This is a genomic window from Puniceibacterium confluentis, assembly GCF_007923445.1.
GTDB lineage: Bacteria > Pseudomonadota > Alphaproteobacteria > Rhodobacterales > Rhodobacteraceae > Puniceibacterium > Puniceibacterium confluentis.
In genome coordinates, this window is sequence record NZ_VOJI01000003.1 from 94,622 (window position 1) to 121,594 (window position 26,973).

The 26,973-nt window shown below is 64.3% G+C and carries 27 protein-coding genes and 1 tRNA gene; 13 read left to right on the forward strand and 15 right to left on the reverse strand.

What is annotated here, in order from left to right; all coding sequences use genetic code 11:
* Window positions 1–153: 153 nt before the first annotated feature.
* Together FOY53_RS04775 and FOY53_RS04780 are read right to left on the reverse strand one after the other, a co-directional pair.
* Window positions 154–1,953 carry an ABC transporter transmembrane domain-containing protein gene (locus FOY53_RS04775; protein ID WP_146586273.1) on the reverse strand — a complete coding sequence of 600 codons (1,800 nt, stop codon included), beginning with the start codon at window positions 1,951–1,953 and terminating at the stop codon, window positions 154–156.
* Window positions 1,954–2,125: 172 nt separating this feature from the next.
* Entirely contained in the window at window positions 2,126–2,746 is a 621-nt protein-coding gene (locus FOY53_RS04780; protein WP_146586275.1) for a YdeI/OmpD-associated family protein, read from the reverse strand.
* Between the two features lie 220 nt (window positions 2,747–2,966).
* Here FOY53_RS04780 and FOY53_RS04785 point away from each other — a divergent pair, with 220 nt between their 5' ends.
* Both FOY53_RS04785 and metG read left to right on the forward strand, forming a co-directional pair.
* Entirely contained in the window at window positions 2,967–4,190 is a 1,224-nt protein-coding gene (locus tag FOY53_RS04785) for an MFS transporter (protein WP_146586277.1), read from the forward strand.
* Between the two features lie 138 nt (window positions 4,191–4,328).
* Window positions 4,329–6,038 (forward strand): methionine--tRNA ligase, encoded by a 1,710-nt coding sequence (gene metG / locus FOY53_RS04790; protein WP_146586280.1) that lies wholly within the window; start codon window positions 4,329–4,331, stop codon window positions 6,036–6,038.
* Here metG and FOY53_RS04795 read toward each other — a convergent pair.
* Window positions 6,029–6,883, reverse strand: a complete 855-nt coding sequence (locus FOY53_RS04795; protein ID WP_146586282.1) for a hypothetical protein — start codon at window positions 6,881–6,883, stop codon at window positions 6,029–6,031. The two genes, metG and FOY53_RS04795, sit on opposite strands and share 10 nt — an antisense overlap.
* Window positions 6,884–7,047: 164 nt before the next feature.
* The gene (locus FOY53_RS04800) at window positions 7,048–7,476 is read right to left on the reverse strand and encodes an FKBP-type peptidyl-prolyl cis-trans isomerase (protein WP_146586284.1); all 429 of its coding nucleotides are present in this window, start codon (window positions 7,474–7,476) and stop codon (window positions 7,048–7,050) included.
* Between the two features lie 266 nt (window positions 7,477–7,742).
* Between FOY53_RS04800 and FOY53_RS04805 the strand changes: the two genes are divergently transcribed.
* The 7 genes from FOY53_RS04805 (at window position 7,743) to FOY53_RS04835 (ending at window position 12,984) form a co-directional block, all read left to right on the forward strand.
* The gene (locus FOY53_RS04805) at window positions 7,743–8,426 is read left to right on the forward strand and encodes a haloacid dehalogenase type II (protein WP_146586286.1); all 684 of its coding nucleotides are present in this window, start codon (window positions 7,743–7,745) and stop codon (window positions 8,424–8,426) included.
* Entirely contained in the window at window positions 8,426–9,250 is an 825-nt protein-coding gene (locus tag FOY53_RS04810) for an alpha/beta fold hydrolase (RefSeq protein ID WP_146586288.1), read from the forward strand. The genes FOY53_RS04805 and FOY53_RS04810 overlap by 1 nt, the downstream gene beginning before the upstream one ends.
* Window positions 9,251–9,343: 93 nt before the next feature.
* On the forward strand, window positions 9,344–10,318 hold the full coding sequence (locus tag FOY53_RS04815) for a threonine ammonia-lyase (protein ID WP_146586290.1): 975 nt from the start codon (window positions 9,344–9,346) through the stop codon (window positions 10,316–10,318).
* Between the two features lie 123 nt (window positions 10,319–10,441).
* Window positions 10,442–11,236, forward strand: a complete 795-nt coding sequence (gene pcaD, locus FOY53_RS04820; RefSeq protein ID WP_146586292.1) for a 3-oxoadipate enol-lactonase — start codon at window positions 10,442–10,444, stop codon at window positions 11,234–11,236.
* Between the two features lie 20 nt (window positions 11,237–11,256).
* Complete coding sequence (locus FOY53_RS04825) at window positions 11,257–11,988, forward strand: alpha/beta fold hydrolase (protein ID WP_146586295.1); 732 nt, start codon at window positions 11,257–11,259, stop codon at window positions 11,986–11,988.
* A gap of 129 nt (window positions 11,989–12,117) precedes the next feature.
* Window positions 12,118–12,193: transfer RNA gene (locus FOY53_RS04830), tRNA-Trp, on the forward strand.
* Between the two features lie 329 nt (window positions 12,194–12,522).
* Window positions 12,523–12,984, forward strand: coding sequence for a cupredoxin domain-containing protein (locus FOY53_RS04835; RefSeq protein ID WP_146586297.1), 462 nt, complete (start codon window positions 12,523–12,525; stop codon window positions 12,982–12,984).
* A gap of 10 nt (window positions 12,985–12,994) precedes the next feature.
* Here FOY53_RS04835 and FOY53_RS04840 read toward each other — a convergent pair whose 3' ends face one another.
* The 3 genes from FOY53_RS04840 to FOY53_RS04850 form a co-directional block, all read right to left on the reverse strand.
* Window positions 12,995–13,660, reverse strand: a complete 666-nt coding sequence (locus FOY53_RS04840) for an SOS response-associated peptidase (protein ID WP_146586299.1) — start codon at window positions 13,658–13,660, stop codon at window positions 12,995–12,997.
* A gap of 4 nt (window positions 13,661–13,664) precedes the next feature.
* A complete protein-coding gene (locus tag FOY53_RS04845; RefSeq protein WP_146586301.1) occupies window positions 13,665–14,858 on the reverse strand; it encodes a class I SAM-dependent methyltransferase in 1,194 nt (397 codons plus the stop codon).
* 234 nt (window positions 14,859–15,092) lie between these two features.
* Window positions 15,093–16,652 carry a bifunctional metallophosphatase/5'-nucleotidase gene (locus FOY53_RS04850; RefSeq protein WP_146586303.1) on the reverse strand — a complete coding sequence of 520 codons (1,560 nt, stop codon included), beginning with the start codon at window positions 16,650–16,652 and terminating at the stop codon, window positions 15,093–15,095.
* Between the two features lie 263 nt (window positions 16,653–16,915).
* On the opposite strand from FOY53_RS04850, the gene FOY53_RS04855 reads away from it, so the two are divergent.
* From FOY53_RS04855 to arsC, 3 genes are read left to right on the forward strand one after another with little or no spacing between them, the layout of a single operon-like run.
* Window positions 16,916–17,257, forward strand: a complete 342-nt coding sequence (locus tag FOY53_RS04855; protein ID WP_146586305.1) for a DUF952 domain-containing protein — start codon at window positions 16,916–16,918, stop codon at window positions 17,255–17,257.
* Window positions 17,257–18,309: a quinone-dependent dihydroorotate dehydrogenase gene (locus FOY53_RS04860; RefSeq protein ID WP_372834520.1), complete on the forward strand. Its 1,053-nt coding sequence runs from the start codon at window positions 17,257–17,259 to the stop codon at window positions 18,307–18,309. Before FOY53_RS04855 ends, FOY53_RS04860 begins: the two co-directional genes overlap by 1 nt.
* Window positions 18,310–18,311: 2 nt before the next feature.
* Window positions 18,312–18,656, forward strand: a complete 345-nt coding sequence (gene arsC, locus FOY53_RS04865) for an arsenate reductase (glutaredoxin) (protein WP_186766515.1) — start codon at window positions 18,312–18,314, stop codon at window positions 18,654–18,656.
* Window position 18,657: 1 nt separating this feature from the next.
* On the opposite strand, the gene FOY53_RS04870 is transcribed toward arsC, so the two are convergent.
* The 4 genes from FOY53_RS04870 to rpsA all read right to left on the reverse strand — a co-directional run bounded on the left by FOY53_RS04870 (window position 18,658) and on the right by rpsA (window position 22,060).
* Window positions 18,658–19,323, reverse strand: a complete 666-nt coding sequence (locus FOY53_RS04870; protein ID WP_146586309.1) for a phosphoribosylanthranilate isomerase — start codon at window positions 19,321–19,323, stop codon at window positions 18,658–18,660.
* Between the two features lie 129 nt (window positions 19,324–19,452).
* Window positions 19,453–19,803, reverse strand: a complete 351-nt coding sequence (locus FOY53_RS04875) for a lipopolysaccharide assembly protein LapA domain-containing protein (protein ID WP_146586311.1) — start codon at window positions 19,801–19,803, stop codon at window positions 19,453–19,455.
* 4 nt (window positions 19,804–19,807) lie between these two features.
* The gene (gene ihfB / locus FOY53_RS04880) at window positions 19,808–20,098 is read right to left on the reverse strand and encodes an integration host factor subunit beta (protein WP_186766516.1); all 291 of its coding nucleotides are present in this window, start codon (window positions 20,096–20,098) and stop codon (window positions 19,808–19,810) included.
* Between the two features lie 282 nt (window positions 20,099–20,380).
* On the reverse strand, window positions 20,381–22,060 hold the full coding sequence (gene rpsA, locus FOY53_RS04885; protein ID WP_342783958.1) for a 30S ribosomal protein S1: 1,680 nt from the start codon (window positions 22,058–22,060) through the stop codon (window positions 20,381–20,383).
* Between the two features lie 564 nt (window positions 22,061–22,624).
* On the opposite strand from rpsA, the gene FOY53_RS04890 reads away from it, so the two are divergent.
* Window positions 22,625–23,233: a hypothetical protein gene (locus FOY53_RS04890; protein WP_146586316.1), complete on the forward strand. Its 609-nt coding sequence runs from the start codon at window positions 22,625–22,627 to the stop codon at window positions 23,231–23,233.
* A 411-nt stretch (window positions 23,234–23,644) separates the two neighbouring features.
* Here the strand turns inward: FOY53_RS04890 and FOY53_RS04895 are convergent, their stop codons facing one another.
* The 4 genes from FOY53_RS04895 to trmB form a co-directional block, all read right to left on the reverse strand.
* Window positions 23,645–24,259, reverse strand: coding sequence for a (d)CMP kinase (locus FOY53_RS04895; RefSeq protein ID WP_146586318.1), 615 nt, complete (start codon window positions 24,257–24,259; stop codon window positions 23,645–23,647).
* 7 nt (window positions 24,260–24,266) lie between these two features.
* Complete coding sequence (locus tag FOY53_RS04900) at window positions 24,267–24,764, reverse strand: hypothetical protein (RefSeq protein WP_146586320.1); 498 nt, start codon at window positions 24,762–24,764, stop codon at window positions 24,267–24,269.
* Window positions 24,761–26,113, reverse strand: a complete 1,353-nt coding sequence (gene aroA, locus FOY53_RS04905; RefSeq protein ID WP_146586322.1) for a 3-phosphoshikimate 1-carboxyvinyltransferase — start codon at window positions 26,111–26,113, stop codon at window positions 24,761–24,763. Before aroA ends, FOY53_RS04900 begins: the two co-directional genes overlap by 4 nt.
* Window positions 26,114–26,233: 120 nt before the next feature.
* Window positions 26,234–26,947, reverse strand: coding sequence for a tRNA (guanine(46)-N(7))-methyltransferase TrmB (gene trmB, locus FOY53_RS04910; protein ID WP_146586324.1), 714 nt, complete (start codon window positions 26,945–26,947; stop codon window positions 26,234–26,236).
* Window positions 26,948–26,973 lie beyond the last annotated feature (26 nt).

A 26,973-nucleotide genomic window follows, 5' to 3' on the forward strand; every position in this document is an offset into this window, starting at 1 on the left:
TCCGAAGGATCGCGTCGTGACGCAAGCCCGACCGACGCTGCGGCATCAAAACTCTGACGCAACGTCCCGCGCCGCCCGGCCGACGCAAGCCGGGACACTGCGGTGTGCAGGCCCCGTGCGTTCCGTGTCGGTGATCGCGCTAGCTCTCCGGAGCTACTCCGCCGCCATGCCGTCGGTGAACTGCAACTGCGCCAGCCGGGCGTACAGTCCGCCTTCGGCGACCAGCGTATCATGCGCCCCGGTCGCGACGATCCGGCCATGCTCCAGCACCACGATCCGGTCGGCCTTTTTCACCGTCGCCAGACGATGCGCCACGATGATCGTCGTGCGGGTGCGGGACAGCTCGTCCACCGCCCGCTGCACCGCCCGTTCGCTTTCGGCATCCAGCGCGCTGGTCGCCTCGTCCAGCAACAACACCGGCGCGTCGCGCAGGATCGCCCGGGCGATGGCGATGCGCTGTTTCTGCCCGCCGGACAGCATGACTCCGCGCTCGCCAAGCCAGCTGTCATAGCCGTCGGGCAGACGCGTGATGAACTCGGCTGCGGCTGCGGCCTCGGCGGCCTGCTCGATCTCGGCGTCGGTGGCATCGGGACGCCCGAACCGGATGTTTTCGCGCGCGGAGGCGGCAAAGATCACCGGGTCCTGCGGCACCAGAGCGATGTGACGGCGGAACGCGTCGCGTTCCAGATCCTTCAGCGCGACGCCATCCAGCCGCACCGCCCCCTCGTCAGGATCATAAAACCGCTGGATCAACTGGATGATCGTCGTTTTGCCGGCCCCGGAGGGCCCGACCAGCGCCACGGTCTCGCCGGCGCGGATAGTCAGGTTCACCTCATCCAGCGCGGAAATGCCCGGACGGGCCGGATAGGCAAAGCTCACATTGTCGAAACGGATCTCTCCGCGCACCGGCCTGGGCAGCTCCTGCGCCTCGACCGGGTCCATCACCGGATCCGTGGTGTGCAGCAGTTCGACCAGACGCTCGGTCGCGCCCGCCGCGCGTTGCAACTCGCCAAAGACTTCGGACAGGGCCGCAACCGACCCGGCCACCATCACCGCATAGATCACGAACTGCACCAGCTCTCCGGGTGTCATGATGTCGGCGCGCACATCCCAGGCACCGATCCACAACACTCCGACCACACCGGTGAACACCAGAAAAATCACAATCGCCGTCATCAGCGACCGCGTCCAGATCCGCCGCCGCGCCGCGTCAAAGCTTTTCTCCGTCACTTCGGCAAAAGCGTTGCGCGAAATCGCCTCGTGGGTGAAGGCCTGCACTGTCTGCACCGAGCTCAGCGCCTCGGAGGCGTTGCCCGAGGACGCGGCGATCCAGTCCTGATTTTCGCGGCTGAGGGTGCGCAGCCGCCGCCCCAGCGTCAGGATCGGCACCACCACGGCGGGCACGATCAGCAGAACCATCAGCGTCAGCTTCCACGAGGTGAACAGCATCAACACCAACCCGCCGGCAAAGATCAGCACATTGCGCAGCGCAATCGAGACCGACGAGCCGATGACGCTCAGGATCAGCGTGGTATCGGTTGTGATCCGGCTGAGCACTTCGCCGGTCATGATCTTTTCGTAAAACACCGGTGAAAGGCCGATCACCCGGTCGAACACCGCCTTGCGGATGTCCGCGACGACCCGCTCGCCCAGTCGTGTGACCAGCGCATAGCGCAGCGCCGTCCCCACCGCCAAAAGCGCCGTGATCGCCAGCGCGGCGCCAAAGTACTGGTTCAGCAACTGGCCCGAGCCATCCTCGAAGTTGTCCACCACGCGCCGCACCGCCAGTGGCAGCACGAGCGAGACGCAGGCGGTCAGCACCAGCGCCATCACCGCCATCGCAAGAAGTCCTCGGTAGGGCAGCATGAACGGCCAGAGGCTGCGGAGCGAGCCGAGCTTCTTGGATTTCTGACGTTCGTCCTGACCCGTGGCCGGTGCGGTCTCTCGGGCCATGACCCCTCCTTGGTATGCTGCTGCCCGTGTTTCGCCACTCACGGGCGCAGGGTCAAGCGCCTCGTTGCCGCGCCCCGGGGCGGACGTGCGGGAAAATCACGTTGCCGGGTGGCGTTCCGGGTCCGGACCCTGTGGGATGACGTCTGACGACACGACGCGCGGCCCGGCCGGTCTAGCGCTCGTTCACACCCTTGCCCGCCAGAATGCGGGTGCGGAATTTTGCGATGCGTGCATATCGCGTCTCCGGTTTCTTCGCCGTGCCGAGATTGAGCGCGTAGCCGCGCTGGCGGCCGGGTGTCAGCCCGAAGAACGCCTCGGCAAGTTCGGGATCGCAGTCCAGCGCCGTAACCAGTTCATCGGGCAGGTCGATGACACGCGGCTCCTTTGCCGGAAGGATGCCGGCGTCGGCATAGCCTTGCGCCTGAGCGATATAGGACCGTATCACCGGCTCCAGGTCGGCGACGCGTCGCAATTGGTCAAAACGGATCATGCTCGGGTGCAGGGCATTGGCGCCTTGCCTTTCGAGAATCCCCTCGGAATCTTTCATCAGGGCCGCGTTGAAAAAGGTCAGCCGGACGTCGCCGCGAAAGGCGCCGATGATGGCGATGTTGCGCCCCGCATGCATATAGCAGGGATGCCCCCACTTCACGGTTTCCTCAAGGCCCGCCGCAAGGCAGATCCGGCGCAGTTCCCGCAGGTCGGTCGCCCAGAGCCGGACCGAACAGTCCACGGTGTCAAAGCGCCCGCAGCGCCCGCACCCGCGTCGGAAATAGTCGTCACTTTCGGTGATCATGGCTGCGCGCTCTCCCCGGGCTGCCAAAACGTCCTGTACAACAGTACCTCAGTCCGGTCCACCGCCGAAAGCAAGGGCCGCAGCGCGGCAGCGATGACAAAAGGACAGGTCCCCGGCATCGATTCCCCCGGAGCGGACCGCAGCGGGTGCAACGCATAAAACGACACCGATGGTCGCATCCCGTCTCGACAGGCAGGACGCGGCACGGTCTAACAATCCCATGCGCCTGCCCCTGTCCTTTGTGGCCCTCTTCCTTTCGGTGATCCTGCTGCAGCTTTCCTCGGGAGCCCTTGGCCCGCTGGATGCGCTTTCGGGGTTTGCGCTGAATTTCACCACCGCTGAAATCGGCATGCTGGGATCGGCGCATTTCCTTGGCTTCTTCATCGGCTGCTGGTTCGCGCCGCGACTGATGGGATCTGTCGGACACGCCCGCGCCTTTGCTGCCTTCACCGCCTTTGGCGCCATCGGCCTGCTGGCGCATATGATGGTGGTGAACCCCTACGCCTGGGGCCTGATGCGCATCGCCTCGGGGATGTGCGTTGCGGGCTGCTACACGGTGATCGAGGCCTGGATGCAGGCAGAGGTCACCAACGAGACCCGCGGCCGCGCCATGGGAGCCTATCGGGTCGCGGACATGGGCGCGTCGCTGGTGGCGCAGCTGATGATCAGCGTTCTCGATCCGGCACATTACGTCAGCTACAACCTGCTGGCACTGCTGTGCTGTGCAGCACTGCTGCCGCTGACGCTCACCACCTCGAAACAGCCCGAGACCCCCGCCGCCCCGCGCCTGCGTCCACGCCTGGCGGTCGACCGCTCGCCACTGGCCGCCGCCGGTGTGATCGTGGCGGCGCTGTCCTCGGCCAGCTTCCGGATGGTCGGCCCGGTCTATGGCCAGGGCGTCGGCCTTGCCGTCGACCAGATCGCCTGGTTCCTGGCCGCCTTTGTGCTGGGCGGCGCGCTGTCGCAATATCCCGTGGGCTGGCTCGCTGACAAATTTGACCGGCGCGCGGTGCTGATCTGGCTGTCCGTCGCCGCGATCCTCAGCTGTGCGCTGACCGCCACGCTCACCGATCTGCCCACCGCCGGGATCATGCTCACCGCCACCATCTTCGGGCTGACCACCTTTCCGATCTACTCGGTCGCCTCGGCCCATGCCCATGACTTTGCCGACAGTTCGGAAAGGGTCGAACTCTCGGCGGCACTGATGTTCTGGTACGCGGTCGGCGCCATCGCCGCCCCCTATGTGGCGTCGCTTCTGATGAACGCCTATGGCCCGCCCGCGCTGTTCATCCTGATTGCACTCGGCCATGCCGCGCTTGTGGTGTTCGGCCTGGTGCGCATGCGTGCGCGTCCAGTGGCCCGTCCCCGCACACCGTTTGTCTATGCCCCGCGGACCAGCTTCCTGATCGGGCGTCTCATGGCCCGCGCCCGCGACCGCAGCTGACGCAACCCCGCCGCGACTTCGGGCCGCAAGGATCTACAGGCGCGCCCGGGGGCAGACGGCCCGTGGTTCCCGCCACTGGCCACGCCGCACAACATCCGTTACAGCAACAAAAACCCTGACATCAGCGGGACCAAAGACATGGCACGCCACCTCATCACCTCTGCGATTCCCTACATAAACGGGATCAAGCATCTCGGAAATCTCATCGGCTCGCAGCTTCCCGCCGACCTGTATGCCCGATACCTGCGGGCGCGCGGACACGAGGTGCTGTTTCTCTGCGCGACGGACGAGCATGGCACCCCGGCCGAACTGGCCGCCAGCAAGGCAGGCAAGCCGGTTGCGGAATACTGCGCCGAAATGCACACCGTGCAGGCCGACATCGCCAAGGGCTTCCGCCTCAGCTTTGACCATTTCGGCAGGTCCTCTTCGCCGCAGAACCATGTGCTGACGCAGCACTTTGCCGGAGTGCTGTATGATCGGGGCCTGATCCGCGAAGTCTCGGAGACCCAGATGTATTCGCCGACCGACGGGCGATACCTGCCGGACCGCTATATCGAGGGCACCTGCCCGAATTGCGGCTTTGACAGCGCCCGCGGCGATCAATGTGACAATTGCACCAAACAGCTGGACCCGGTGGATCTGATCAATCCGCACAGCACGATCTCGGGCGCCACCGATCTCGAGATGCGCGAAACCAAGCACCTGTATCTGTGCCAGTCGAAAATGAAGGACCAGATCGCCGCCTGGATCGACACCAAGGCGGACTGGCCCATCCTCACCACCTCGATCGCCCGAAAGTGGCTGACCGATGGCGACGGGTTGCAGGATCGCGGAATCACCCGTGATCTGGACTGGGGCGTGGCGGTGAAACGCGGAACCGAGGACTGGCCGGGCATGGAGGGCAAGGTGTTCTATGTCTGGTTCGATGCCCCGATCGAATACATCGCCTGCGCCCAGGAATGGGTCGATGCAGGCAACGGCACCGACTGGCAGCGCTGGTGGCGTACCGACAGTGGCGCCGCCGACGTGCGCTATACCCAGTTCATGGGCAAGGACAACGTGCCGTTCCACACCCTGTCCTTCCCGGTCACGATACTCGGCAGTGAGGAGCCGTGGAAGCTTGCCGATTACATCAAGTCCTTCAACTATCTGAACTACGAAGGCGGCCAGTTTTCAACTTCGCGCGGGCGCGGCGTGTTCATGGATCAGGCGCTTGAAATCCTGCCGCCGGACTACTGGCGCTGGTGGTTGCTGTCGCATGCACCGGAAAGCTCGGATGCGGAATTCACCTGGGAGAACTTCCAGTCCTCGGTGAACAAGGATCTGGCGGATGTGCTGGGCAACTTTGCCAGCCGGGTGACAAAGTTCTGCCGTTCGAAGTTCGGCGAGGCCGTCCCCGCGGGCGGCATCATGGGCGCACGCGAAGACCAGCTGATCGCTGACCTCGGCGCACGCCTGGCCGACTACCAGAGCCAGATGGATACGATCGAGGTGCGCAAGGCCGCGGCCGCGCTGCGCGCCCTCTGGGTGCTTGGCAACGAATACCTGCAGGAAGTGGCGCCCTGGACCACGATCAAGACCGATCCCGAACAGGCGGCGATGCAGACACGTCTCGGGCTCAACCTGATCCGGCTCTACGCGGTTCTGTCGTCGCCCTTCATACCGGATGCCTCGGCCCAGCTGCTGGCGGACCTGAACGCCGACGACGCCGCATGGCCCGATGACATCGCAGCGGCTTTGAACGCATTGCCCGCGGGCCACGCCTTTACAGTCCCGGAGGTCACATTTCGCAAGATCACCGACGACGAGCGCGCGGCCTGGCAGGAACGGTTCTCCGGTCAGCGCTGAAGGCCGGAAAACAGCCGCCCGGCCGTGTCGCCGGACGCGACGCGGCCCAGGTCCACTGCGTACAGACGTTCGGCAATCACCCGTGTCTGTGCGGCGCGTTCCAGCGCGGATTTGGGAAAGGTCTCTCCCTGTCCGGTCAGCCAGGTGTCTTCCACCGGCGCGGGTCCGGCGTGCGGCGCGTCCCCGGTATAATGCCGGTGCCGCATGGCTTGCAGCCCCGGCAGATCGTCCACCGGGCTTGGCGTCAGGCCAAGTTCGTCCTCGACAGCGCGCAGCCCTGCACCCAGGGGCATGTCATCCAGGTTCAGTGTGATCACCCTGTCAAACGGCATGTCCCACAGCGGGTGAAACTGCGCGCAGATGTGCATGTCCAGCCCCGAAGGTGTGCACAGGTCGTGCTGCTCAAGCACGCAGCCCACTTCCGTCAGCGATGCACCGCTGACCGAGGTGTCCCGCCCCAGCGCCGGGTCCAGCACGTCCTGCAACAGGTTGTGCCGCATCACGTGGCGAAAACTGGACACCAGCCGCCGGTGCGGTGCACGCGTCACCCGCAGCAGCGTGTACCCCCGCCCCCGGCTGTCGCGCAGCGCCGACGCCGCACGGCGATAGGACAGCGAGCGGTAATACACCTGGCCGCGGAATGTATGCGGCCAGTCGCCGTAATACAGCGCCGCCGGAAGCAGGTTCTGATGGTGCAGAAACCACATCAGCACATGGGTACAGGCCGTTTTAGGCGACCACGAGACCACAAGTGGACGGTCGGCAAAGACAAGCGGCCGCGCCCCCTGGAACAATGGACCCGTGCCGCCTTTGACCGGGATAAGCGGTCGTGTCTGTTCAGTCATGGCGCCCGGCTCCAGTTGTCCCATGCCTCATATACGAACACGGGGGCACCCACATACGCAAAATGCCGGTCCCCCGAGGGCCCGGCATTTTCCGTCATATCGGCCTGGCCGCAGTCTATTCAACCGGGTCAGGCCCGGTCAATCGCGGGCCGACGGCGGCGTGATCAGGCGATCTCGACCAGTTCGATGGCAAAGGTCAGATCCTTGCCCGCCAGCGGGTGATTGGCGTCCAGCGTCACTTCCGCCTCGGTCACCTCAACAATCGTCACCGGCATCACCTGCCCGGTGGGCGTCTGAACCTGCAGCTGTGTTCCCAGCTCGAGCGGGATTTCCGCCGGAATCTCGGTACGCGGCACGGCCTGACGCGCCTCGGGGTTGGGCTGGCCATAGGCTTCGTCAGCAACGATGGCGACGGTCTTCTTGTCACCGACATTCATGCCCGGCATGGCCTTGTCCAGACCCGGGATGATCTGTCCCGATCCGACGGTGAATTCCAGCGGGTCGCGGCCCGCGGAACTGTCAAAGGTTGTGCCGTCGTCCAGCGTTCCGGTGTAGTGAATACGCACGGTGTCACCCGTTTTGACCTCGGTCATAAGAATTTCCTGTCTGATCTGGGAAGGTTGCTTTGCGAGGCCGCGTCCTGCGCGGGTGCTCATGCTCAGCGCTCAAGGTAAGGTCCGGACGGCGGAATTGCAAACAAAGACCCGCAGAACAGTCGAAAACGGCGCCAAACTGGCGGGTTTCCCACCATCCCGTCCACTCGGAATGTCCAGATTTGTGGTTTTTGACCGGTTTGATTTCACCCTTTCCCCGACGGCTTTGGCGTGACAATCTGCCGCCAGCACAAACCGGAGGATCCATGGCCATCAACACCTGCATCTTTGACGCCTATGGAACTTTGTTCGATGTGGCATCCGCGGCACGCACCGCCGCGAGCGAGCCGGGCCGGGATGCTCTGGCAGAATGCTGGAAGGAGCTGGCAGAAGACTGGCGCCTCAAGCAGCTGCAATACACCTGGCTGCGCGCCATCACCAATGAACACGCCCCGTTCTGGGAAGTAACCTGCGACGGGCTCGACTGGGCGCTTGAACGCCGGGGACTGAACGGCGATCCGGAGCTGCGTGAACGGCTTCTGGCGCTTTACTGGGAACTGCGCGCCTACCCCGAAGTGCCGAAAATGCTTGCCACCTTGAAGGCGCGCGGGCTGAACTGCGCGATCCTGTCGAATGGCAATCCGGACATGCTGGAGGGCGCCGTCGACAGCGCCGGCATAGGCACGTACCTTGACGCCGTTCTTTCGGTTGAAACGGTCGGCATCTTCAAACCGTCATCCAGGGTCTACGATCTGGTGGGCGGGCATTTTGGCTGCGCCCGCGACGAGGTGCTGTTCGTGTCGTCCAATGGCTGGGACATTGCCGGCGCCTCCGGCTATGGCTTTCCCACAGCCTGGGTCAACCGCGCGGGTGATCCGGTCGACCGGCTGCCACACCGTCCGAAACACATCCTGACCGACCTCACAACAGTTCCGGACCTCGCCAGCTGATGCCAACGTTCATCACCTCTGACCAAGTGACGCTCAATTTTTCGGATGACGGCACCGGGCCCGCAGTGCTCTGTCTGGCCGGGCTGACCCGCGACCTGCATGATTTTGACCATGTCGCGCCGCATCTGACCGGGGTCCGCCTGATCCGCCTGGACTACCGGGGCCGCGGCCTTTCGGAATGGGCGGACCCCGAGACCTACACAATCCCCACCGAAGGCCGCGATGCACTAGAATTGCTCGACCACCTCGGGGTCGAAAAGGCCGCCGTCCTCGGCACTTCGCGCGGCGGGTTGATTGCCATGGTTCTCGCCGCCACGGCCAGACATCGCCTGCTCGGGGTCGCGCTCAACGACATCGGCCCCGAAATCGCGCAGAGCGGGCTGGATTTCATAAAGGGCTACCTTGGCCGCAATCCGCCGTGGAAGTCCTGGGACGAGGCCGCCGCAGCCCGCGCGCGGGCCGACGACGGCTTTGACAACGTGCCTCTGAGCCGCTGGCAACACGAGGCCGAGACCCTGTACCGCGAGACGCCGGACGGCCTTGTCATTCGCTACGATCCCCGGCTGCGCGACAGCGTGCTGGCCAGCGGAGCCCAGCCGGCGGCTGATCTCTGGCCGCTCTTCGACGCTCTTGACGGCCTGCCGCTCTGTACCCTGCGCGGGGCGAATTCCAACCTGCTCACGGCCCGGACCTTTGCCGAGATGCAACGGCGCAGACCTGACATGATCGCCGCCGAAATCCCGGATCGCGGACACATTCCCTTCCTGGACGAACCCGAATCCCTCAGGGCGCTTGCCGACTGGCTGGATTGGCTGAAGCGCTGACCATGCTCCGGCACCTGGACCGGTTCCGGTGTTTCCACCCCCGATTCTTCTGCTCCACGTCCGCGTCTCACGTCCTCACAACAGGCTCTCAGCATGAACATTGACATGATCGACGCCGCAGCACTGCGCCTTTGTGGCCACGCCCGCCGCACGCCACTGCTGTCTTCGCCATTCCTGGACGCGATCGCGGGCCGACGGGTCTATGTCAAAGCCGAATGCCTGCAACACACCGGCAGCTTCAAGTTCCGCGGCGGCTGGTCAGCGGTTTCGGCCCTGTCCCCCGAGGTGCGGGCTCGCGGGGTCATCGCCTTCTCCTCGGGCAACCACGCGCAGGGCGTGGCGCTGGCGGCAAAGGAGCACGGAATTCCGGTTGTGATTGTCATGCCCTCCGACGCCCCGCAGATGAAAATCGACAACACCCGCGCGTTTGGCGCCGAGGTTGTCCTCTATGACCGCGCGACCGAGGATCGCGACGCCATCGGTGCCCGCCTGGCTGCGGATCGCGCAATGACCCTGATCAAACCCTATGACGAGCCGCAAGTGATTGCGGGCCAGGGCACCATCGGCCTTGAAATCGCCGAAGATGCGCAGGCGTTGGGCGTCAGCCAGGCAGATGTTCTCGTCTGTTGCGGCGGCGGTGGCCTGACATCGGGCATCGCCCTCGCACTCGAGACCCGGGCGCCGGGGCTGCGGGTGCGCCCCGTGGAACCCGAAGGGTTCGATGATGTGGCCCGGTCACTGAGGTCCGGCAGGATCGAGCGCAACGCGCGCAGTTCCGGCAGCCTGTGTGACGCCATCATCACACCGCAGGCGGGCGACCTCACCTTTCCGATCCTGAAGCGGCTTTGCGGCCCCGGCCTCGTGGTCAGCGAGGACGAAGCGCTGCACGCCATGTCGCAGGCATTTTCCCGGCTCAAGATCGTCGCTGAACCGGGCGGCGCCGTCGCACTTGCCGCGGCACTCTTCCGCCCGGACGATGTCCAGGGCGACGCCGTGATCGTCACCATTTCCGGTGGCAATGTCGATGCCGCGGTCTTTGCCCGGGCGCTGCGATCGTTTCCGGCGTGATCCCGGTGCAGCCGCTGCGACCAAGAGTTTTCCGAAAAACTCTTGGCAAAACTTTTTAAAAGTTTTGCGCCCGCCCGAACCGGGCTAGAAGCGGGAAATGCTGCCGCCAAGGAGATACAAAACATGCATATCGCTCGTCTCGACGGAATCTGTCTGAACTATCGGATCGACGGCGACCCTTCCGGGGCGCCGGTGGTGTTTTCCAACTCTCTGGGCACCGACCTGCGCCTCTGGGACAAGGTCATCCCGCTGCTGCCGCAGGGATTAAAGTTCATCCGTTATGACAAACGCGGGCACGGTCTGTCAGACTCCCCCGCCGCGCCTTATGGCATGGGCACGCTGGTGTCGGATGCGGAAAAGCTCATGGAATTCCTCGGTGTACAGAATGCAGTTTTTGTCGGTCTCTCGATCGGTGGCATGATCGCTCAGGGCCTCGCCGCCAAACGTCTCGATCTCATCCGCGCTCTGGTGCTGTCGAATACCGGGGCCAAGATCGGCACCCGTGAGATGTGGCAGGAACGCATTGACGGCGTCCGCGCCGGAGGTATCGAAGCCCTCGCCGATGCGACCATGCAGCGTTGGTTTTCCGCGGCGTTCCGTGCAACCGACGAATTCACGGCCTGGCGCAATATGCTCGTCCGTCAGCCATCCGAGGGATATCTGGGCTGCTGCGCCGCAATCGCGGGGACCGACTTTATTGCCACCACCTCGGGTTTGCGCCTTCCCACCCTTGGCATCGCCGGATCCGAAGACGGATCCACCCCTCCGGACATGGTACGGGAAACCATCGAACTGATACCCGGTTCTGAATTTGCCCTGATCCGTGACGCCGGACATTTGCCCTGTGTGGAAAAACCCGAAGAATATGCACGCATCCTGTCGGATTTCCTCACCCGTCAGGGCCATCCCGCGTCCTGAATCAGAAGTGATCGTACTGTATGGCCGAATTTCTTCTGATCCACGGGTCCTGTCACGGTGCATGGAGCTGGCGGTACCTCACACGGGAACTGGCGTCACTGGGTCACACCGTGCGCGCCCTGGACCTTCCCGGTCATGGACAGGACAGAACACCGATCAGTGAGATCAGCCTCGATTGCTATGCAGAAGCGATCCTTGACGCGATGCACGGTCCGACAATCGTCGTTGGCCACTCGATGGCAGGTTATCCGATCAGTCGGGCCGCCGATCTTGCCCCCCTGCACTTCCGGCGTCTGGTCTATCTGTGCGCCTACGTCCCCTGGACCGATCACAGTCTGGTCGAGATGCGCCTTCGGGCTCCGCGCCAGCCGATCATGAAGGCAATCCGCAAATCCGGTGACGGAAAAAGCTTTTCGATTTTGCCGGAACATGCCCGCGAGATCTTTTATCACGATTGCGACGACAGGGACGTCGCCTATGCACTGCAACATCTGTGCCCTGAGCCGACATTGCCGCAGGCGACGCGCGTGACCCTGGGCCCTGCCTACGCCACGGTGGCCCGAAGCTATATCCTCTGCGAACAGGACAGCGCGATCCCCACTGAATTCCAGCACACCATGAGCCAAGACTTTGCCCCACAGGATGTCATTCGGCTGGCCACCTCGCACTCTCCCTTCTTTTCGGCCCCGGCGGAACTGGCGCATCATTTGCACCGGATTGCCCAGAGCCCCGGCACGCCTTCCAGCAGGTGACCGGCCAGGGCAGAGGGTTCCGTCCGAACCGGTTCGGCTGGATGCGCAAGTTGCCCGACACCCGGCACGGATAAACCGTTTGATTGCCCTTGACTGCCGGGCCGCGCCATTCTATCCGAAGCGCTGTGTAGGGGTATAGCTCAGTTGGTAGAGCGACGGTCTCCAAAACCGTAGGTCCTGGGTTCGAGTCCCCGTGCCCCTGCCATTGAAATCATCGCATAAATTGACTTCACGCTGCGACCGACCCGGACGCGTTGGGGACGCCGTTCGGAAGTTCCGGTTTGGCTGTGCGCCGCGCGCGCCTGGCGCGCGCTGATTCTGCCAGCGGTGCATCGCGGCTGGGACCGTGGCGTCGAGGATCGCGGCCAGGTCATTAGGCCGTGCCCGGTGGGGGTTGCGATCTCCGCGTCGCGGCACCCCGCATCGGCCAGGCGGGTCAGGACGGCGCCGCGCCGCAATTTTGCCAGATTCCGCGGCTATCAAGTGATCAATCCGAAACGGGTGGGGCCGCCGCGACCAATTCAGGAGCATTCCATGCTGCGCAAAACTGCTTTTCTTTCCGCCTTGGCCGCTTTGGGCCTGGCAGGATCCCTGCAAGCTGAAGAACATTATGTGCTGTTGCTGGGCCAGGGCTATTTCCCCGACGTGGTCCACCCAGCGGTTGGCGACACCATCCGCTTTGTAAACATCACCGATATCCCGATGGCCGCGATCGCCGAAGACGGCAGCTGGTCCACAGGTGAACTGCCTGAAAACGGCGAGTTCATTCTTGCCGTGACCGATGGCATGACTCAAAACTACGTCAGTGCGCTGCCGGAGCCCGAAGCGCCCGCGACGGAGACCACGTCTGCTGAGCCGGTTACCGATCCGGCCGCACCACCTGCGCCCGAGCCGATCATCGCCGCCGGCGTCATCGACTATGTCAACCCGGCCCCGGTCGAGTTGAACTCCAGTGGCAAGCCGCTCATGCAGGCGGACGCCGCCTACGACAGCTGATACGCCCGTCCTAGGTACCCAGAGGCTCCGACAGTTCGGGGCCACTGGCCCGGTTCGAATTGACCGCCGTGCCGACGCGATAGAAATCCAGCGCCGTTTCGGGCGCTGGCACCATCAGTGCCGCGGCCCCCTTGCCCGTCTCGCCGAGCCACAAAGACCAGTCATCGGGCGCAAGGATCACCGGCATCCGGTGATGTATCCGTGACATACTGGAATTCGCAGCGGTGGTGACGATGGCACAGGTGCGCAACATCTGATCGTCGCGTTCCCAGTCCTGCCAAACCCCTGCAAAGGCAAGCACCTCACCTCGGGCCGGGTGAATGTACCACGGCAGCCGGTTGTCGGCGCTGTCCCTGGTCCATTCGTAAAAGCCGCTGGCCGGTATCAGGCAGCGCCGCGCGCGGCAGGCGGCCTTGAAAGCTGGTTTGTCGGCAAGCGTCTCGCCCCGCGCATTGATCAACAGCGGCCCGCCGTTCACCGTCTTGTACCAGTGCGGCAGAAACCCCCAGCGCATTGCCCCGAGCCGACGCTGCCCGTCCGCGTTCCAGACAACATGCACGTCATTGGTCGGGCAGACGTTGTAGTTCGGCACCTCGGGCAGCGCATTGGCGGGCGCGGCGGCGAACAGCTGCGCCATGGCGTCCGGCGGCAGGGTGATCGCAAACCGCCCGCACATCGCGCTATTTTCCCAGCCCGGAATAAAGCATCAGCCCCCAGTCGCACAGCTCGTGTTCGACCTGGCTCCACCCTGACCCAAAGGCGATCGGATCCAGCCCCGACGTCGCGGCGATCTGCGCCACCGTGCGGCGGCCATCCACAGCCGCCAGCGCCCGGCCCATGCCGCGCGGCAGGGACAGCGTGGTCGTCACCTGCCCCATGCGCACCGGCACCGGTTTGCCCTGGGCAACCGCCCGCCCCAAAGCCACCGCCCCCACACCGCGCAAATGCGGCACCAGGGTCCGGTCACGCCCCTTCGGCACGTCGCGCGCGTCGTCGGCGGGCACGGCATAGCCCACATGCATCTTGATCGTGCCGCGCAGCTTTTCCGCTACCCCCCAGGCGGTGATCCTGTCGATCCCGGGTGGCACCGGAGCGAGACGCGCCAGATCATAAAGCGCTGGCGTGGCAAAGGACAGCAGCCGCCAATCCGTCGCCTCGAGCACCCCGTTCAGGTCCGTCACGTCATAGGCACGGTCCTGCGAATGCAGCAGCAGGTCATAAAAGCCGGCATCGCTCTGCAGGTGGTCGCTCAGATTGGGGTTGGTACGAAACGGATGTCCCTCGGGCAGCCCGGCCACCACAGCCCGCGCCGCCTCCAGCCGGTCTTTTGGCGCGGCCTCCGCCAGCAGGGTGGCAAACGCCTCCTGCAAGGGATAAACGCCCGAGCGGCCGTAGGGGGCGTAGACCATGAATCCCAACCCGCCGCCGGGGGCGAGTGCCGCGCGCAGAGCGCGAAATCCGGCCGCCGGATCCGGCAGATGATGCAGCACGCCACAGCAATCGATATAGTCGAAGGTTCCGTGGTCAGGCGCGTCAAGCAGCGAGCCGGTCACAAAGGTGATGCCCGCCAGATTGCGCATTGCGGCGCGCGCTTCGGCCACCCTGCGGGCGCTGACCGACAGGTCGAGATAGGTGATTTCGTAAGGTCGCCCGGCGCTTGCAAGCACCTGCGCAAGCTGGATCAGACCGTCGCCGGTGCCGCCGCCAGCAACCAGCGCCCGCAGCGGCTGTGACCAGTCGCGCTGCCCCTGAAAGAGGAAATGGTCGATTTCCAGCGGATGCGACGGTGATCCGGTGATCAGCCGTCCGGCTTCGTCCGCCGGGTCGCGTTCCGGATACGGATAGGCGTCGTACTGTTCCTGCACCGAAACCATGTTCTGTCCCTGACTGGTTGCGGGCGCAATTTGCCACGGCAGGTCCGGGTTGTCACGCCGGACCCTGGGGCGCTGCCCCCCGGAGAGGAGCCAAACAGTCCCGGCCTCTCCGGGATGCAACTCTCCCGCCGGAGGCAAAGGAGACAATCGGCAGACTTATCGCAGCCCGACACCGCCTTGCCGATGCGGCGCGCCAGGGACCCCGGCGCGCCTCTTTCATCGGTGCTGCACCGTCTACTTCATGGTGATACGACCGTCCGTATAGGGCTTGTACGGTCCCTTGGCCGCCAGATATTCCGCCGTGACATCCGCCAGGTCGGGCCCGAAGTCATAGGCATCCTTTGCATCTATGAACATCTTGTAGCCGTCGCCGCCGTTGCGCACATAGTTGTTGGAGACCAGTCCATAGGTCGCCGCGGGGTCGATGGGGGCGCCGGCCACCATCACGTCCGATACCCGGCTGCCCGGTGCGGCGGCCTTGTCCACAGCAAAGGTCATGCCCGCGACCTGCGGGAAGCGACCGGCACCTTCTTCAATCTGGCCAACCCCGTTTTCCAGCGCATCGATCACCGTCTGGCCGCTGACAAAAAAGGTGGACAGGGTGTTCTGGAACGGCAGAACCGTCAGCACCTCGCCCATGGTGACTTCGCCCGCGTCAATCGAGGCGCGCAGCCCGCCGGAATTGGCGATGGCAATCTGGATGCCCTGATCCGCAACCCGTGCCAGCATGGCATCGGCCACCAGATTGCCCATGGCGCATTCCATCGCCCGGCAGACGTTGCGGTCGCCAACGATCGGCTCGGCGGTTTCGGCGACAACCTTGTTGCGGATTTCTTCCAGAGGCGCGGCAGCTTCGGCGATGCGCGCTTTGGTCGAGTCATCCTCCGCCACCGCTCCGTCAAGTATGATCGGCTCACCCACCGCCTCCTTGATCACACCGGCGTCGTCGAAGGTCACGTTCAGTTCCCCCAGGAACTTGCCATAGGCGTAGGCCTGCACGATGGCGGTGTCGCCCACCATCACCGGATAGGGCCCTTTTGCCCCTTCGATTGTGTTGGACAGCAGGGAATTGTCATGCCCGCCGACGATGACATCCACGCCGGTGGTGTTCTCGGCCACGGTCCTGTCGACGTTCAGACCGGAATGCGACAGCACGATGATCTTGTTCACCCCCTCGGCCGTCAGCTTGTCGACCTCACCCTGCACCGCGGCGGAGGGATCGGAGAATGTCACGTTCGGCCCCGGACTCGCCAGTTCGTCGGTGTCCTGCGGCGTCAGTCCGATCAGGCCGATCTTCTCGCCCCCCTTCTCGATGACCGCGGACTTCATCAGCACATCCGCCAGAAGCGGTTCCCCCGAGACATCGGCGTTGGACATCAGGATCGGAAAGTCGAGCGCATCCATGAAGCCGCGCAGCACCTCGGGGCCGTCGTCGAATTCATGGTTGCCGACGGTCATGCCGTCATAGCCCATCTTGTTCATCATTTCGGCGGCAAGCTTGCCCTTGTAGTAGGTGTAGAACAGCGTGCCCTGGAACTGGTCGCCACCATCGACCAGAATCGAATTGTTGGTCCGGGTGCGGGCCGCCTCGATTGCCGTCACCAGGCGCGCGGATCCGCCAAAGCATTCGCCCGCGGTGTTGTCCTCGGCGGAACATCCCGAATCATATTTGCTGATCGGCTCGAATCGGGCATGGAAGTCGTTGGTGTGCAGGATGGTCAGGGAATAGTCTGCGCTTGCGGCACCTGCGGTCAGGGCCAGAGCTGCTGCACTGGTCAAAAGGCGAAGGGACATGGGGTCTTCCTCTCTGTCGGTTGCCCGGGCTTGGCTGCCCGGTGGTGTTCCGGCCATGATGTTGCAACGCGGCCGGCCGCGAGTCAAAGTTTACCCAAGGAGAGAAACCGGCGATCATTTCCGGGCTGCCTGCCTGTTGAGCGGCCTCCGGAGCCCGGGCGGCGCGGCGCGTCAGGCGCCGTCACGGCGGGACGCGGGCCAACAGGTGCCGACCCGCTCCGACCACGCTTGACGCAGCCGCGTCCCCAAGGCAAACCGCAGGTATGGCTCATATATACAAGATCTTCCGCGCGCCCGAATATGACGCGTTCGTTCAGACCGGCAGCACCCTCGGCGCCCCGATTGACCTCGCTGACGGCTACATCCACATCTCGACCGGCGATCAGGTCGAGGAGACCGCCGCGAAACACTTTGCCGGAGCGGCGGACCTGAAGATTCTGGCGCTCGACTCCGACGCACTTGGCGAGGCGCTGAAGTGGGAGGTGTCCCGCGGCGGGGCCCTGTTCCCCCACCTCTACCGGGCATTGACGACCCGGGATGTGCTCTGGGCCAAGGACCTGCCGTTTGCAGACGGACAGCACCGTTTTGACGGGTTGACCCTGTGATCGGCGAACGCCTCGGACTTGCGCTGCTGCACCGGTTCGAGCCGGAAACCGCGCATCGGCTGGCGCTGCAGGCGCTCAAGCTGGGGGCCGCCCCCTGCCCCGGGCTGGTCACGTCCGAACGGTTGCGCACCACGGTCGCAGGGCTGGCGCTGACCAACCCTGTTGGCCTTGCGGCCGGATTCGACAAGAATGCCACCGCGCTTTCCGGTCTGTCCCGCGCCGGTTTCGGCTTTATCGAGGTTGGGGCCGCGACCCCGCGCCCACAGCCCGGCAACCCGAAGCCGCGCCTGTTCCGTTTGTCCGAAGATGCCGGGGTGATCAACCGCTTCGGCTTCAACAACGACGGGATGGAGGCGATCGCCGCCCGCCTCGCCAGCCGCCCGCGCGATGCGGTGATCGGCCTGAACCTCGGCGCGAACAAGGACAGCCTCGACCGCGCCGGTGACTTTGCGACAGTGCTGGCGCACTGCGGCGCACAGCTGGATTTCGCCACCGTGAACGTCAGTTCCCCCAACACCGAACGACTGCGTGACCTGCAGGGCAAGGATGCGCTCGCCGCGCTTCTGGCCGGCGTGATGACGGCGCGCGGAACGCTGGACCGGCCGATACCGGTGTTCCTCAAAATTGCCCCGGATCTGGACGCAGACGGCCTCAGGGACGTTGCCGAAGTGGCGACGGCCAGCGCAATCGCGGGCATCATTGCCACCAACACGACCCTGTCGCGCGACGGCCTCAGATCGCCACTGGCACATGAAGCCGGCGGGCTTTCTGGACAGCCGCTGTTTGACAGGTCCACCCGGGTTCTGGCACGGCTGTCCGCCCTGGTGGGCCCCGGAATGCCGCTGATCGGCGTTGGCGGAGTTGGATCGGCGGACCAGGCCTATGCCAAGATCCGCGCCGGGGCGTCAGCCGTGCAACTCTACTCGGCGCTGGTTTACGGCGGGTTGTCGCTGGTGAAAGACATCGCCGAAGGGCTGGACCGCCTGCTGATGCGGGACGGCTTTGCCAATGTCTCCGAGGCCGTCGGCACCGATCGCGCGGCCTGGCTCTGATCATGCAGATCACCCTGTGGCACAATCCGCAGTGCTCAAAGTCCCGCGCGGCGCTGAAGCTGCTCACCGATGCCGGTGCGACCGTCACGGTCCGGCGCTATCTGGAGGATCGGCCAGACCTGGCAGAGCTGCGCGCCGCGCGGCAGGCCCTGAAACGCCCGGTCATCGACATGGTGCGCACCAATGAGCCCGCGTTTCTCCGCCTTGGCCTGACGGCGGATACCGACCCGGAAACCCTGCTGGGGGCACTGGCGCAGACGCCGGGGCTGATCGAACGCCCGATTGCATTCGCGACCGACGGCGCGGTGATCGGCCGCCCGCCCGAAGCGGTGCTCGACCTGCTGTGATCTAAAGCTTCGGCACCGCCCCCCGCCCCGATCGCGCCATGGACACAAATGCCCCGATCAGCGCGGCGTCCTTGACGCCCGGTGCGGATTCCACCCCCGAGGACACATCCACCTGCCGCACGCCGGTGACGGCGATCGCCTCTGCCACGTTCTGTGGCGTCAGCCCGCCGGCCAGCATCCACGGCACCGACCAGCGCCGCGCAGAAATCAGTCGCCAGTCAAAGCTGAGTCCGTTGCCGCCCGGCAGCACCGCATCGCGCGCGGGCTTGGCGTCGACCAGCAGCTGATCCGCCACCCGGCTGTAGAGGTCCAGCTTGTCGACATCCTCCGGACCGGCGATCCCGACCGCCTTCATCACCGGCAAACCGTACCGCCGCTTGATCTCCGCAACCCGCTCGGGAGTCTCGGTTCCGTGCAGTTGCAGCATGTCCAGCGGCACCGCTCCGGTGATCTCATCCAGAAACGCATCGCTTGCATCCACCACCAGCGCCACCTTTGCCAGCCCCACCGGCGCCTCGACGGCAAGCGCGCGCGCCTGCGCGACACTCACGGCGCGGGGCGATTTGGCAAAGAACACGAAGCCCGCATATGCCGCCCCGGCCCCAGCCACTGCCGCCACATCCTCGATGCGTGTCAGACCACAGATCTTTACCCGAATGTCAGCCAAGACATGTCTCCCCGCAGGCGTTCAGCCCCTGCGTCACTGGGTCCCGAATATCCCGGGAGAGCCGCCCGGCGGGCGACGGGGGCAGCGCCCCCGAACCACCCGAGGCCCCGGACCACCAGCGAGTTGCGATCAGCTGGCCTGATCCAGCAGCGCGAGAACCTCGTCCTTGTCCTTGTCCCGCTCGCCGCGCACCCGGCGCAGCTCACGTTCAAGCCGTTTGACCTCGGACTGGCGCCGCGCTGCCTCGGCACGGTGCTTGTGTTCGCGCAGCCACTCCCAGAAGAACCCGATCAGCAGGCCCGCGACGATACCCCCGAAGATCACGAGGAACAGCGGCAGTTCAATCCGCTCCTGCACGCCCAGCAGGATCGACAGATCGGCGGGCAGCAGTTGCAGGGTGACAAAGCCGCGGTTGGCCAGGGCCACCGAGACAAGGATAATGGCCAGACAGGCCAGAAAGGCGTAGCGAATGTAGCGCATCTGTTTACTTTCCGTTCAGGCGGTCGCGCAGAAGTTTTCCGGTCTTGAAGAAGGGAACATGCTTTTCCTCCACCTCAACTGATTCACCGGTGCGCGGGTTCCGTCCCACCCTCGCATCCCGCTGCTTGACCGAAAAGGCGCCAAAGCCGCGCAGTTCGACCCGGTCGCCCCGGGACATCGCATCCGTGATTTCGTCAAAAATGGTGTTTACGATCCGCTCAACGTCCCGTTGATACAGATGCGGATTATCGTCTGCAATCTTCTGGATCAATTCAGACCTGATCATGGTCTCCATCCCCCTGTGCACGTTGTGCAGCCATTTCGAATGACTCGAACTATACGTGGAAGTCCCTGAAACGGAACTACGATCTGCAGGAAAAACCCATTAATTGCAATTGCTTTGCAGATTCCCTGTGTGAAACAGCATGATTCGGCGCTGATACACACCGGCGGCCGAGCACCGGGGGTCGGCACGCGCCCGCACCACAAGGCCATTGATTCGCGACTTCTGCGCCGCAAAAAAAGGCCCCGGAAACTCCGGGGCCTTTTCAGAATCTTGCCGGACGTCAGTCCCGGATCACTCGTCGCGCTTGAGAGCCGCGCCAAGAATGTCGCCCAGGCTCGCACCCGAATCGGACGACCCGAACTGCTCGACTGCCTCTTTCTCTTCGGCAATCTCGCGGGCCTTGATCGACAGGCCCAGACGGCGGGTTTTGGCGTCGACGTTGGTGACGCGCACGTCAACCTTGTCGCCAACCGAGAACCGCTCGGGACGCTGCTCGGCACGATCCCGCGACAGATCAGAGCGGCGGATGAAGGACTTCATGCCTTCATATTCCACTTCGATGCCACCGTCTTCGATGGCCGTCACGTTCACGGTCACGATCGAGCCGCGCTTGGTGCCGCCGACGGCTTCCTGGAACTTGTCGCCACCAAGAGCCTTGATCGAGAGCGAGATACGCTCTTTCTCGATGTCGGTTTCAGAGACAACCGCCTGAACGATATCGCCCTTGCGGTAGTTCTGGATGGCGTCTTCGCCGCGCTCGTCCCACGACAGGTCGGAAAGGTGGACCATGCCGTCGATCTCGCCGTCGAGGCCGATGAACAGACCGAATTCGGTGATGTTCTTGACCTCGCCCTCGACCTGCGTGCCCTCGGGGTGTGTTTCCGCGAACACTTCCCACGGGTTGCGCATGGTCTGCTTGAGACCCAGCGACACGCGGCGCTTGGCCTGGTCGATCTCGAGCACCATGACCTCAACCTCTTGCGAGGTCGACACGATCTTGCCCGGGTGCACGTTCTTCTTGGTCCAGGACATTTCGGACACGTGGACCAGACCTTCGACGCCCGGCTCCAGTTCAACAAACGCACCGTAATCGGTGATGTTGGTTACGCGGCCCGCATGGGTCGATTCCAGCGGGTACTTGCCGGCCACCAGATCCCACGGATCTTCCTGCAGCTGCTTCATGCCGAGGCTGATGCGGTGCGTTTCCTTGTTGATCTTGATGACCTGAACCTTGACCGTCTCGCCGATCGCCAGGATCTCGGAGGGGTGGTTCACACGGCGCCATGCCATGTCGGTCACGTGCAGCAGGCCATCGACGCCACCCAGATCGACGAATGCGCCGTACTCGGTGATGTTCTTGACCACGCCGTCCACGGCCTGACCTTCGGTGAGGTTGCCGATGACTTCGGCACGCTGCTCGGCGCGGCTCTCTTCGAGGATCGCACGGCGCGACACAACGATGTTGCCCCGACGACGGTCCATCTTGAGAATCTGGAACGGCTGCTTGAGACCCATGAGCGGGCCGGCATCGCGCACCGGGCGGACATCGACCTGCGAGCCGGGCAGGAACGCCACGGCGCCGCCGAGATCGACGGTAAAGCCACCCTTGACGCGGCCAAAGATCGCGCCTTCGACGCGGGCATCGTCAGCATAGGCTTTTTCGAGACGATCCCAGGCTTCTTCGCGGCGGGCCATTTCACGGGAAATGACGGCTTCGCCGCGCGAGTTCTCGACCTGGCGCAGAAACACTTCGACAGTGTCGCCGACGGTGATGTCGGGCTGTTCGCCGGGGTTCGCAAATTCCTTGAGATCAACGCGGCCTTCCATCTTGTAGCCGACGTCGATGATGGCCTGGCCCGCTTCGATCGCGATGACCTTGCCTTTGACAACCGAACCTTCGTCCGGGGTGTCCATTTCGAAGCTTTCGTTCAGAAGGGCTTCGAATTCCTCCATGGATGCTTTAGCGCACATACGGTTTTAATATCCTATCTACTACAGCTTTTCTGGCCGCGCGGTTGTCTCCGCCGGTCTGGGGTTGTGCCCACCTTGGGTGGAACGGATTGGTCTTGAGCCGCCACAAAACATAAAGAGGGCCGGTGAAGTCCCGACCCTGCCTGCGTCTCTGGTTCTGCGGCATTATTCGCCTTATCGACCCGGGCGCTATAGCGCCTGAGCGTCCAAAACGCAAGACTATGCGGGCGGTCCGGGGATTTATTCCTCGTTGCCGCATCTTCGGACCGACATCATTCAGACAGGATACAGACGGCACATTCCGCCGCCGCAACCGCTGGCTCGGGCACCGAAACGCCCGCCCGCCAGCTTGATGCCAACCAGCATCAATCCGACACAGTTTACAAAGCCAATTCCCGGAATACGGGATTTTCGTTTCCAGATTCACGGCAAAACCGTTAGAAATAACAGGTCTGAGCCACGCGCCGACAATGACACAAGTTACTTCTGGGCCGCATCGCGACGCCACGTTATATTCTTTGTACGAGTTCTGGGTCGGGGGCACCGACACAAGGAATCGAAAATATGTCACGGCAAGAGCGTATTCTTCCGTTTGATCAGTTTTCTGTTGAAGAGTACCCAGTCAAATCCAACACACGCAGGACAACTGCGTGGCGTCATCAGGACGCACATGTTCAACTGCGCGACAGCAATGGCGACGCAGACGTCTCGGACCGGTTGTTTGACCGTCTGGACGCGCGGCTGGATGCCAGGATCGGCAAGGCCGCAGGCGCCATGGCGCATATGGACATGGTGTTGCTGCACGGCAAGAATCTGGGCCTGGCCCCGATTTTTGATCGGATCGGCGACGAATTCCGCTCTTTGGAGGTCTATCGCTCCAAGGCGCTGGCATTTCGTGCCGCCAGCCAGCGCGTCGGACACAAGACAGTGTTTGCGATCGATCTGGATTCCCTCGGCCATATCGACAAGGCGCTGCCGAAGCTGATGCACCTGCGCAAGATCAACCCTCTGCTGTCAGTGCTGTTGCTGTCCGCCCACTTCAAGCGGGATGATTTTTCCGACGAACGCGAAGCGATTGCGGACGCCTCGATCCGCCTGCCGTCCAACGCCTCCGGTATCATGCGCGGCATTGGCTACGCGGTGAACAACACCCGTAAACGTCAGGGGCTTTGATCGCGACCTAGCCCGGCGGGCGACTCCTGTGTCCATCGGATTACCCTTGTTGCATCCAGTTTTCTGGAAGCTTCCAGGGTAATCCGCTGTTACCCGGGAAGGATGGCTGGAGATTGTGCCAGAACATCCGGTGTTTTCCCGCCGCGCTGTCCTTTCAGCAAAACCAATCCTGAATCCGTCGCAACGACGCATGCGTGCGCGGTGGCGCGGCACCCATACCGTGTGCCGCCGCGATCCCCGGGGCCGGAGCCAACGCCCGGCTGCACTGCTTCGCCGCATTCGCGCCATCCAGAGGCCCTGCGCCCGACGGCATCGGCCTATGCGCCATTGCGGCGTCTGACAGGGCTCACCAATGGCCTTTGCTGATCCTGTGGAAATCGTGCAGCGCTCCTGACCGCGCGGAACCAGACCTCAGGTCGATCGGCGTGCAAGGTTGACAGCATCGATGGCACGCGCAACCGCGGCGTCAATATCCATCTCGGATGTGTCGATCAGCACGGCGTCACGTGCCGGACGCAGCGGCGCCTCGGCGCGTCCCATGTCGCGGGCGTCGCGCTCCCTGACGTCGGCCAGAACCCGGTCGTAACTGGTGATCACCCCCGCGCCGGCCAGCTCGGCAAAACGCCGTTGCGCCCGCACCTCGGCGCTGGCGGTGACAAACAGCTTGGCTTCGGCCTCGGGGCAGATCACCGTGCCGATGTCGCGCCCATCCAGCACCGCACCGCCCGAACGCCGGGCAAAGGCGCGCTGGAAATCCACCAGTTCGGCGCGCACCTCGGGCATGACCGCGACCTTCGATGCGGCCTGCGCAACCGCGGGTGCGCGCAGATCCTCTGCGTCCAGGTCCTGCGCCATCAGGGCGCGGGCCGCGTCCAGGGCGGGCACACCATCCAGCATCCGGCGCCCGACGGCCCGGTACAGCAGCCCGGTGTCCAGATGCGCAAAGCCGAAGTGCTGCGCCACGGCTTTCGAGATCGTGCCCTTGCCCGCCGCCGCCGGTCCGTCAATTGCAATTGTGAATGCCATGCCTGTACTACCCCTGCCCCGCTGCGCGCCCGGACCGGCGCAGACCCTGCGCGACGACTACGCCGACGGCACAGACCAGAGCCGCGTATTTGCCCATCGTCGACAGCGCCGCAAGTTCCACCAGATGCGGGTCCAGCCGTTCGGCCCCGGCGCGCAGCAACTGGGCGACAAACATGTTTTCAAGCAGGTCGAGCAGGACATAGACCACTGCGGGCAGCACCAGAACGCGCGCCCCGCCCGCCCGCGCCGCCAGCACGAGCACGGTCCCGAGCACCACCGGGAACACGGTGTCCAGCCACCGCACCTCGAGCAGGTAGACCGCCCGGCCCCGCGATGACAACGTCTCGAGATAGTGCCGAGCCGTTTCGGCGGAATAGCCGAGCACCCGCATGTCAATGGTCCAGAGCCCACCGGCCTCGGGAATCACCACCGTGTAGGTGTAGTAGCTGAGGGCAACAAACAGCGCAGCGGCAAGCGCGGCCAGCAGCGGCAGCGCGACCTTCACGTCTCGGTCCGCTCGATCCGGGCGCCGAGGGCGCTCATCAAGGGCTCGAAAATCGGAAAGGAGGTGGCGATCGGGCCGCCATCGTCCACCGAAACCGGCTTTTGCGCCGCCATGCCGAGAATCAGGAACGACATCGCGATGCGGTGGTCCAGATGGCTCTGCACCGTCTCGCCGCCCGCCACACTGCCGGGGCCGCCGCCGGTGACGATCCACCAATCCTCGCCCTCCTGCACGGCCACGCCGTTGGCGCGCAGACCCGAGGCCATGGCATCAATCCGGTCGCTTTCCTTGACCCGGAGTTCCTTGACGCCGCGCATCACCGTGTCTCCGGTGGCAAAGGCCGCCACAACCGACAGCACGGGATATTCGTCGATCATCGAGGCGGCGCGTTCGGGCGGCACTTCGATGCCCTTCATGTCGGGCGAAAAGCGCGCGCGCAGATCGGCGACCGGCTCGCCGCCTTCTTCGCGGAGGTTCTCGAAGGTGAGGTCCGCGCCCATGTCCTGCAACGTGGTAAACAGCCCGGCCCGGGTCGGGTTGAGGCCGATGTTGGGCACCAGCACGTCCGAGCCTTCGACCACGAGTGCCGCGCAGACCGGAAAGGCCGCAGAGCTGGGATCGCGGGGCACAACAATGGTCTGCGGTTTCAGCTCGGGCTGGCCCTGCAGGGTGATCACCCGGCCCTGGTCCGTGACTTCCGTCGAGATCACGGCGCCAAAGCCTGCCAGCATCCGTTCCGAATGGTCCCGCGTCGCTTCGCGTTCGATCACGACGGTTTCGCCCGGGGCGTTCAGCCCGGCCAGCAGCACCGCCGATTTCACCTGCGCCGAAGGCACCGGGACCGTGTAGCGCACCGGCAGCGGGTCGCGCGCGCCGATCAGTGTCATCGGCAGCCGTCCGCCGGTGCGTCCATGGGACTGCGTTCCGAACAGCGCCAGCGGATCGGTGACCCGTGCCATCGGCCGCTTGTTGAGCGAGGCGTCGCCGGTAAAGGTCGCGGTGATGGCCGAGGTCGCCATCGCCCCCATGATCAGCCGTACCCCGGTGCCGGAATTGCCGCAGTCAATGACATTGTCGGGTTCACCAAAACCGCCCACACCGACACCCTGCACCGTCCAGACGCCCTGGCCATGGTCGGTGACCTCGGCGCCAAAGGCGCGCATGGCCCGGCCGGTGTCGATCACGTCCTGACCTTCCAGCAGTCCGGTAATGTGCGTCTCGCCCACCGCCATCGCGCCGAGGATCAGCGACCGGTGCGAGATCGACTTGTCGCCAGGCACATGCGCCTCGCCCTTCAGCGGGCCGGAACGGTGCGCGGTCATCGGGATCGGCGTGCCATGTGCAGACATCTGAAATTCTCCGTGGTTTGCGCGCCTGATAGCAATCCGCCGGCGTGGCGTCCATCATCGTGGCCTGGTATTCTGACGAATTACGCGAAACCGGCCGGACAGGCGGTCACCACCGGTCGCCTATAGTCGGCGGAAGGTCAGGTAATGCGGCACCCGACCCTCGCGCAACGCCTTTTGCTCGTAGCGTGTCGAAATCCAGTCGTCCCAGGGCTCGCGCCAGTCGGACGGTCCCTGGGCCAGCCACTCGAATCCGGCCTTCGGCACTTCCAGCAGTGTCTGGCGCACATAGTCGGGGATATCGGTCGCGACGCGGAATTCGGCGCCGGGCTTCAGGGCGCGGTGCAGCGGGACAAGGTATTCCTGGGTCACAAAGCGGCGGCGGTGATGGCGCTTTTTCGGCCAGGGATCGGGATAGAGCAGAAACGCCTTGTCAAAGGTGGATTCGGGCACGACATCAAACAGGTTGCGCACATCACCGGGATAGATCCGAAGATTGTCGACCTCCGCCTTGCGCACCTTTCCCAGCAGCATGGCGACGCCGTTGATGAAGGGTTCGCAGCCCACCAGACCGGTGCCGGGGCTGGCCGCCGCCTGATGCACCATGTGTTCGCCGCCACCAAAGCCGATCTCGAGCCACAGCGGCACCGCGCCGAACACGTCCGTAAGATCAATGGCGGTGCGGTCGGGATTTTCTTCCCAGCTGACAGGCCCCGGGGACAGCGCCGCGAGATCCTCGTCCAGGTACACCTCCTGCGACGGGCGCAGGGTCTTGCCCTTGAAGCGACCATAGAAGTTGCGCCACGGGGCACCGGAAGGATGTGTGTCATTGTTCATGCGCTGCCGTTTAAGGCCGCCCGGCG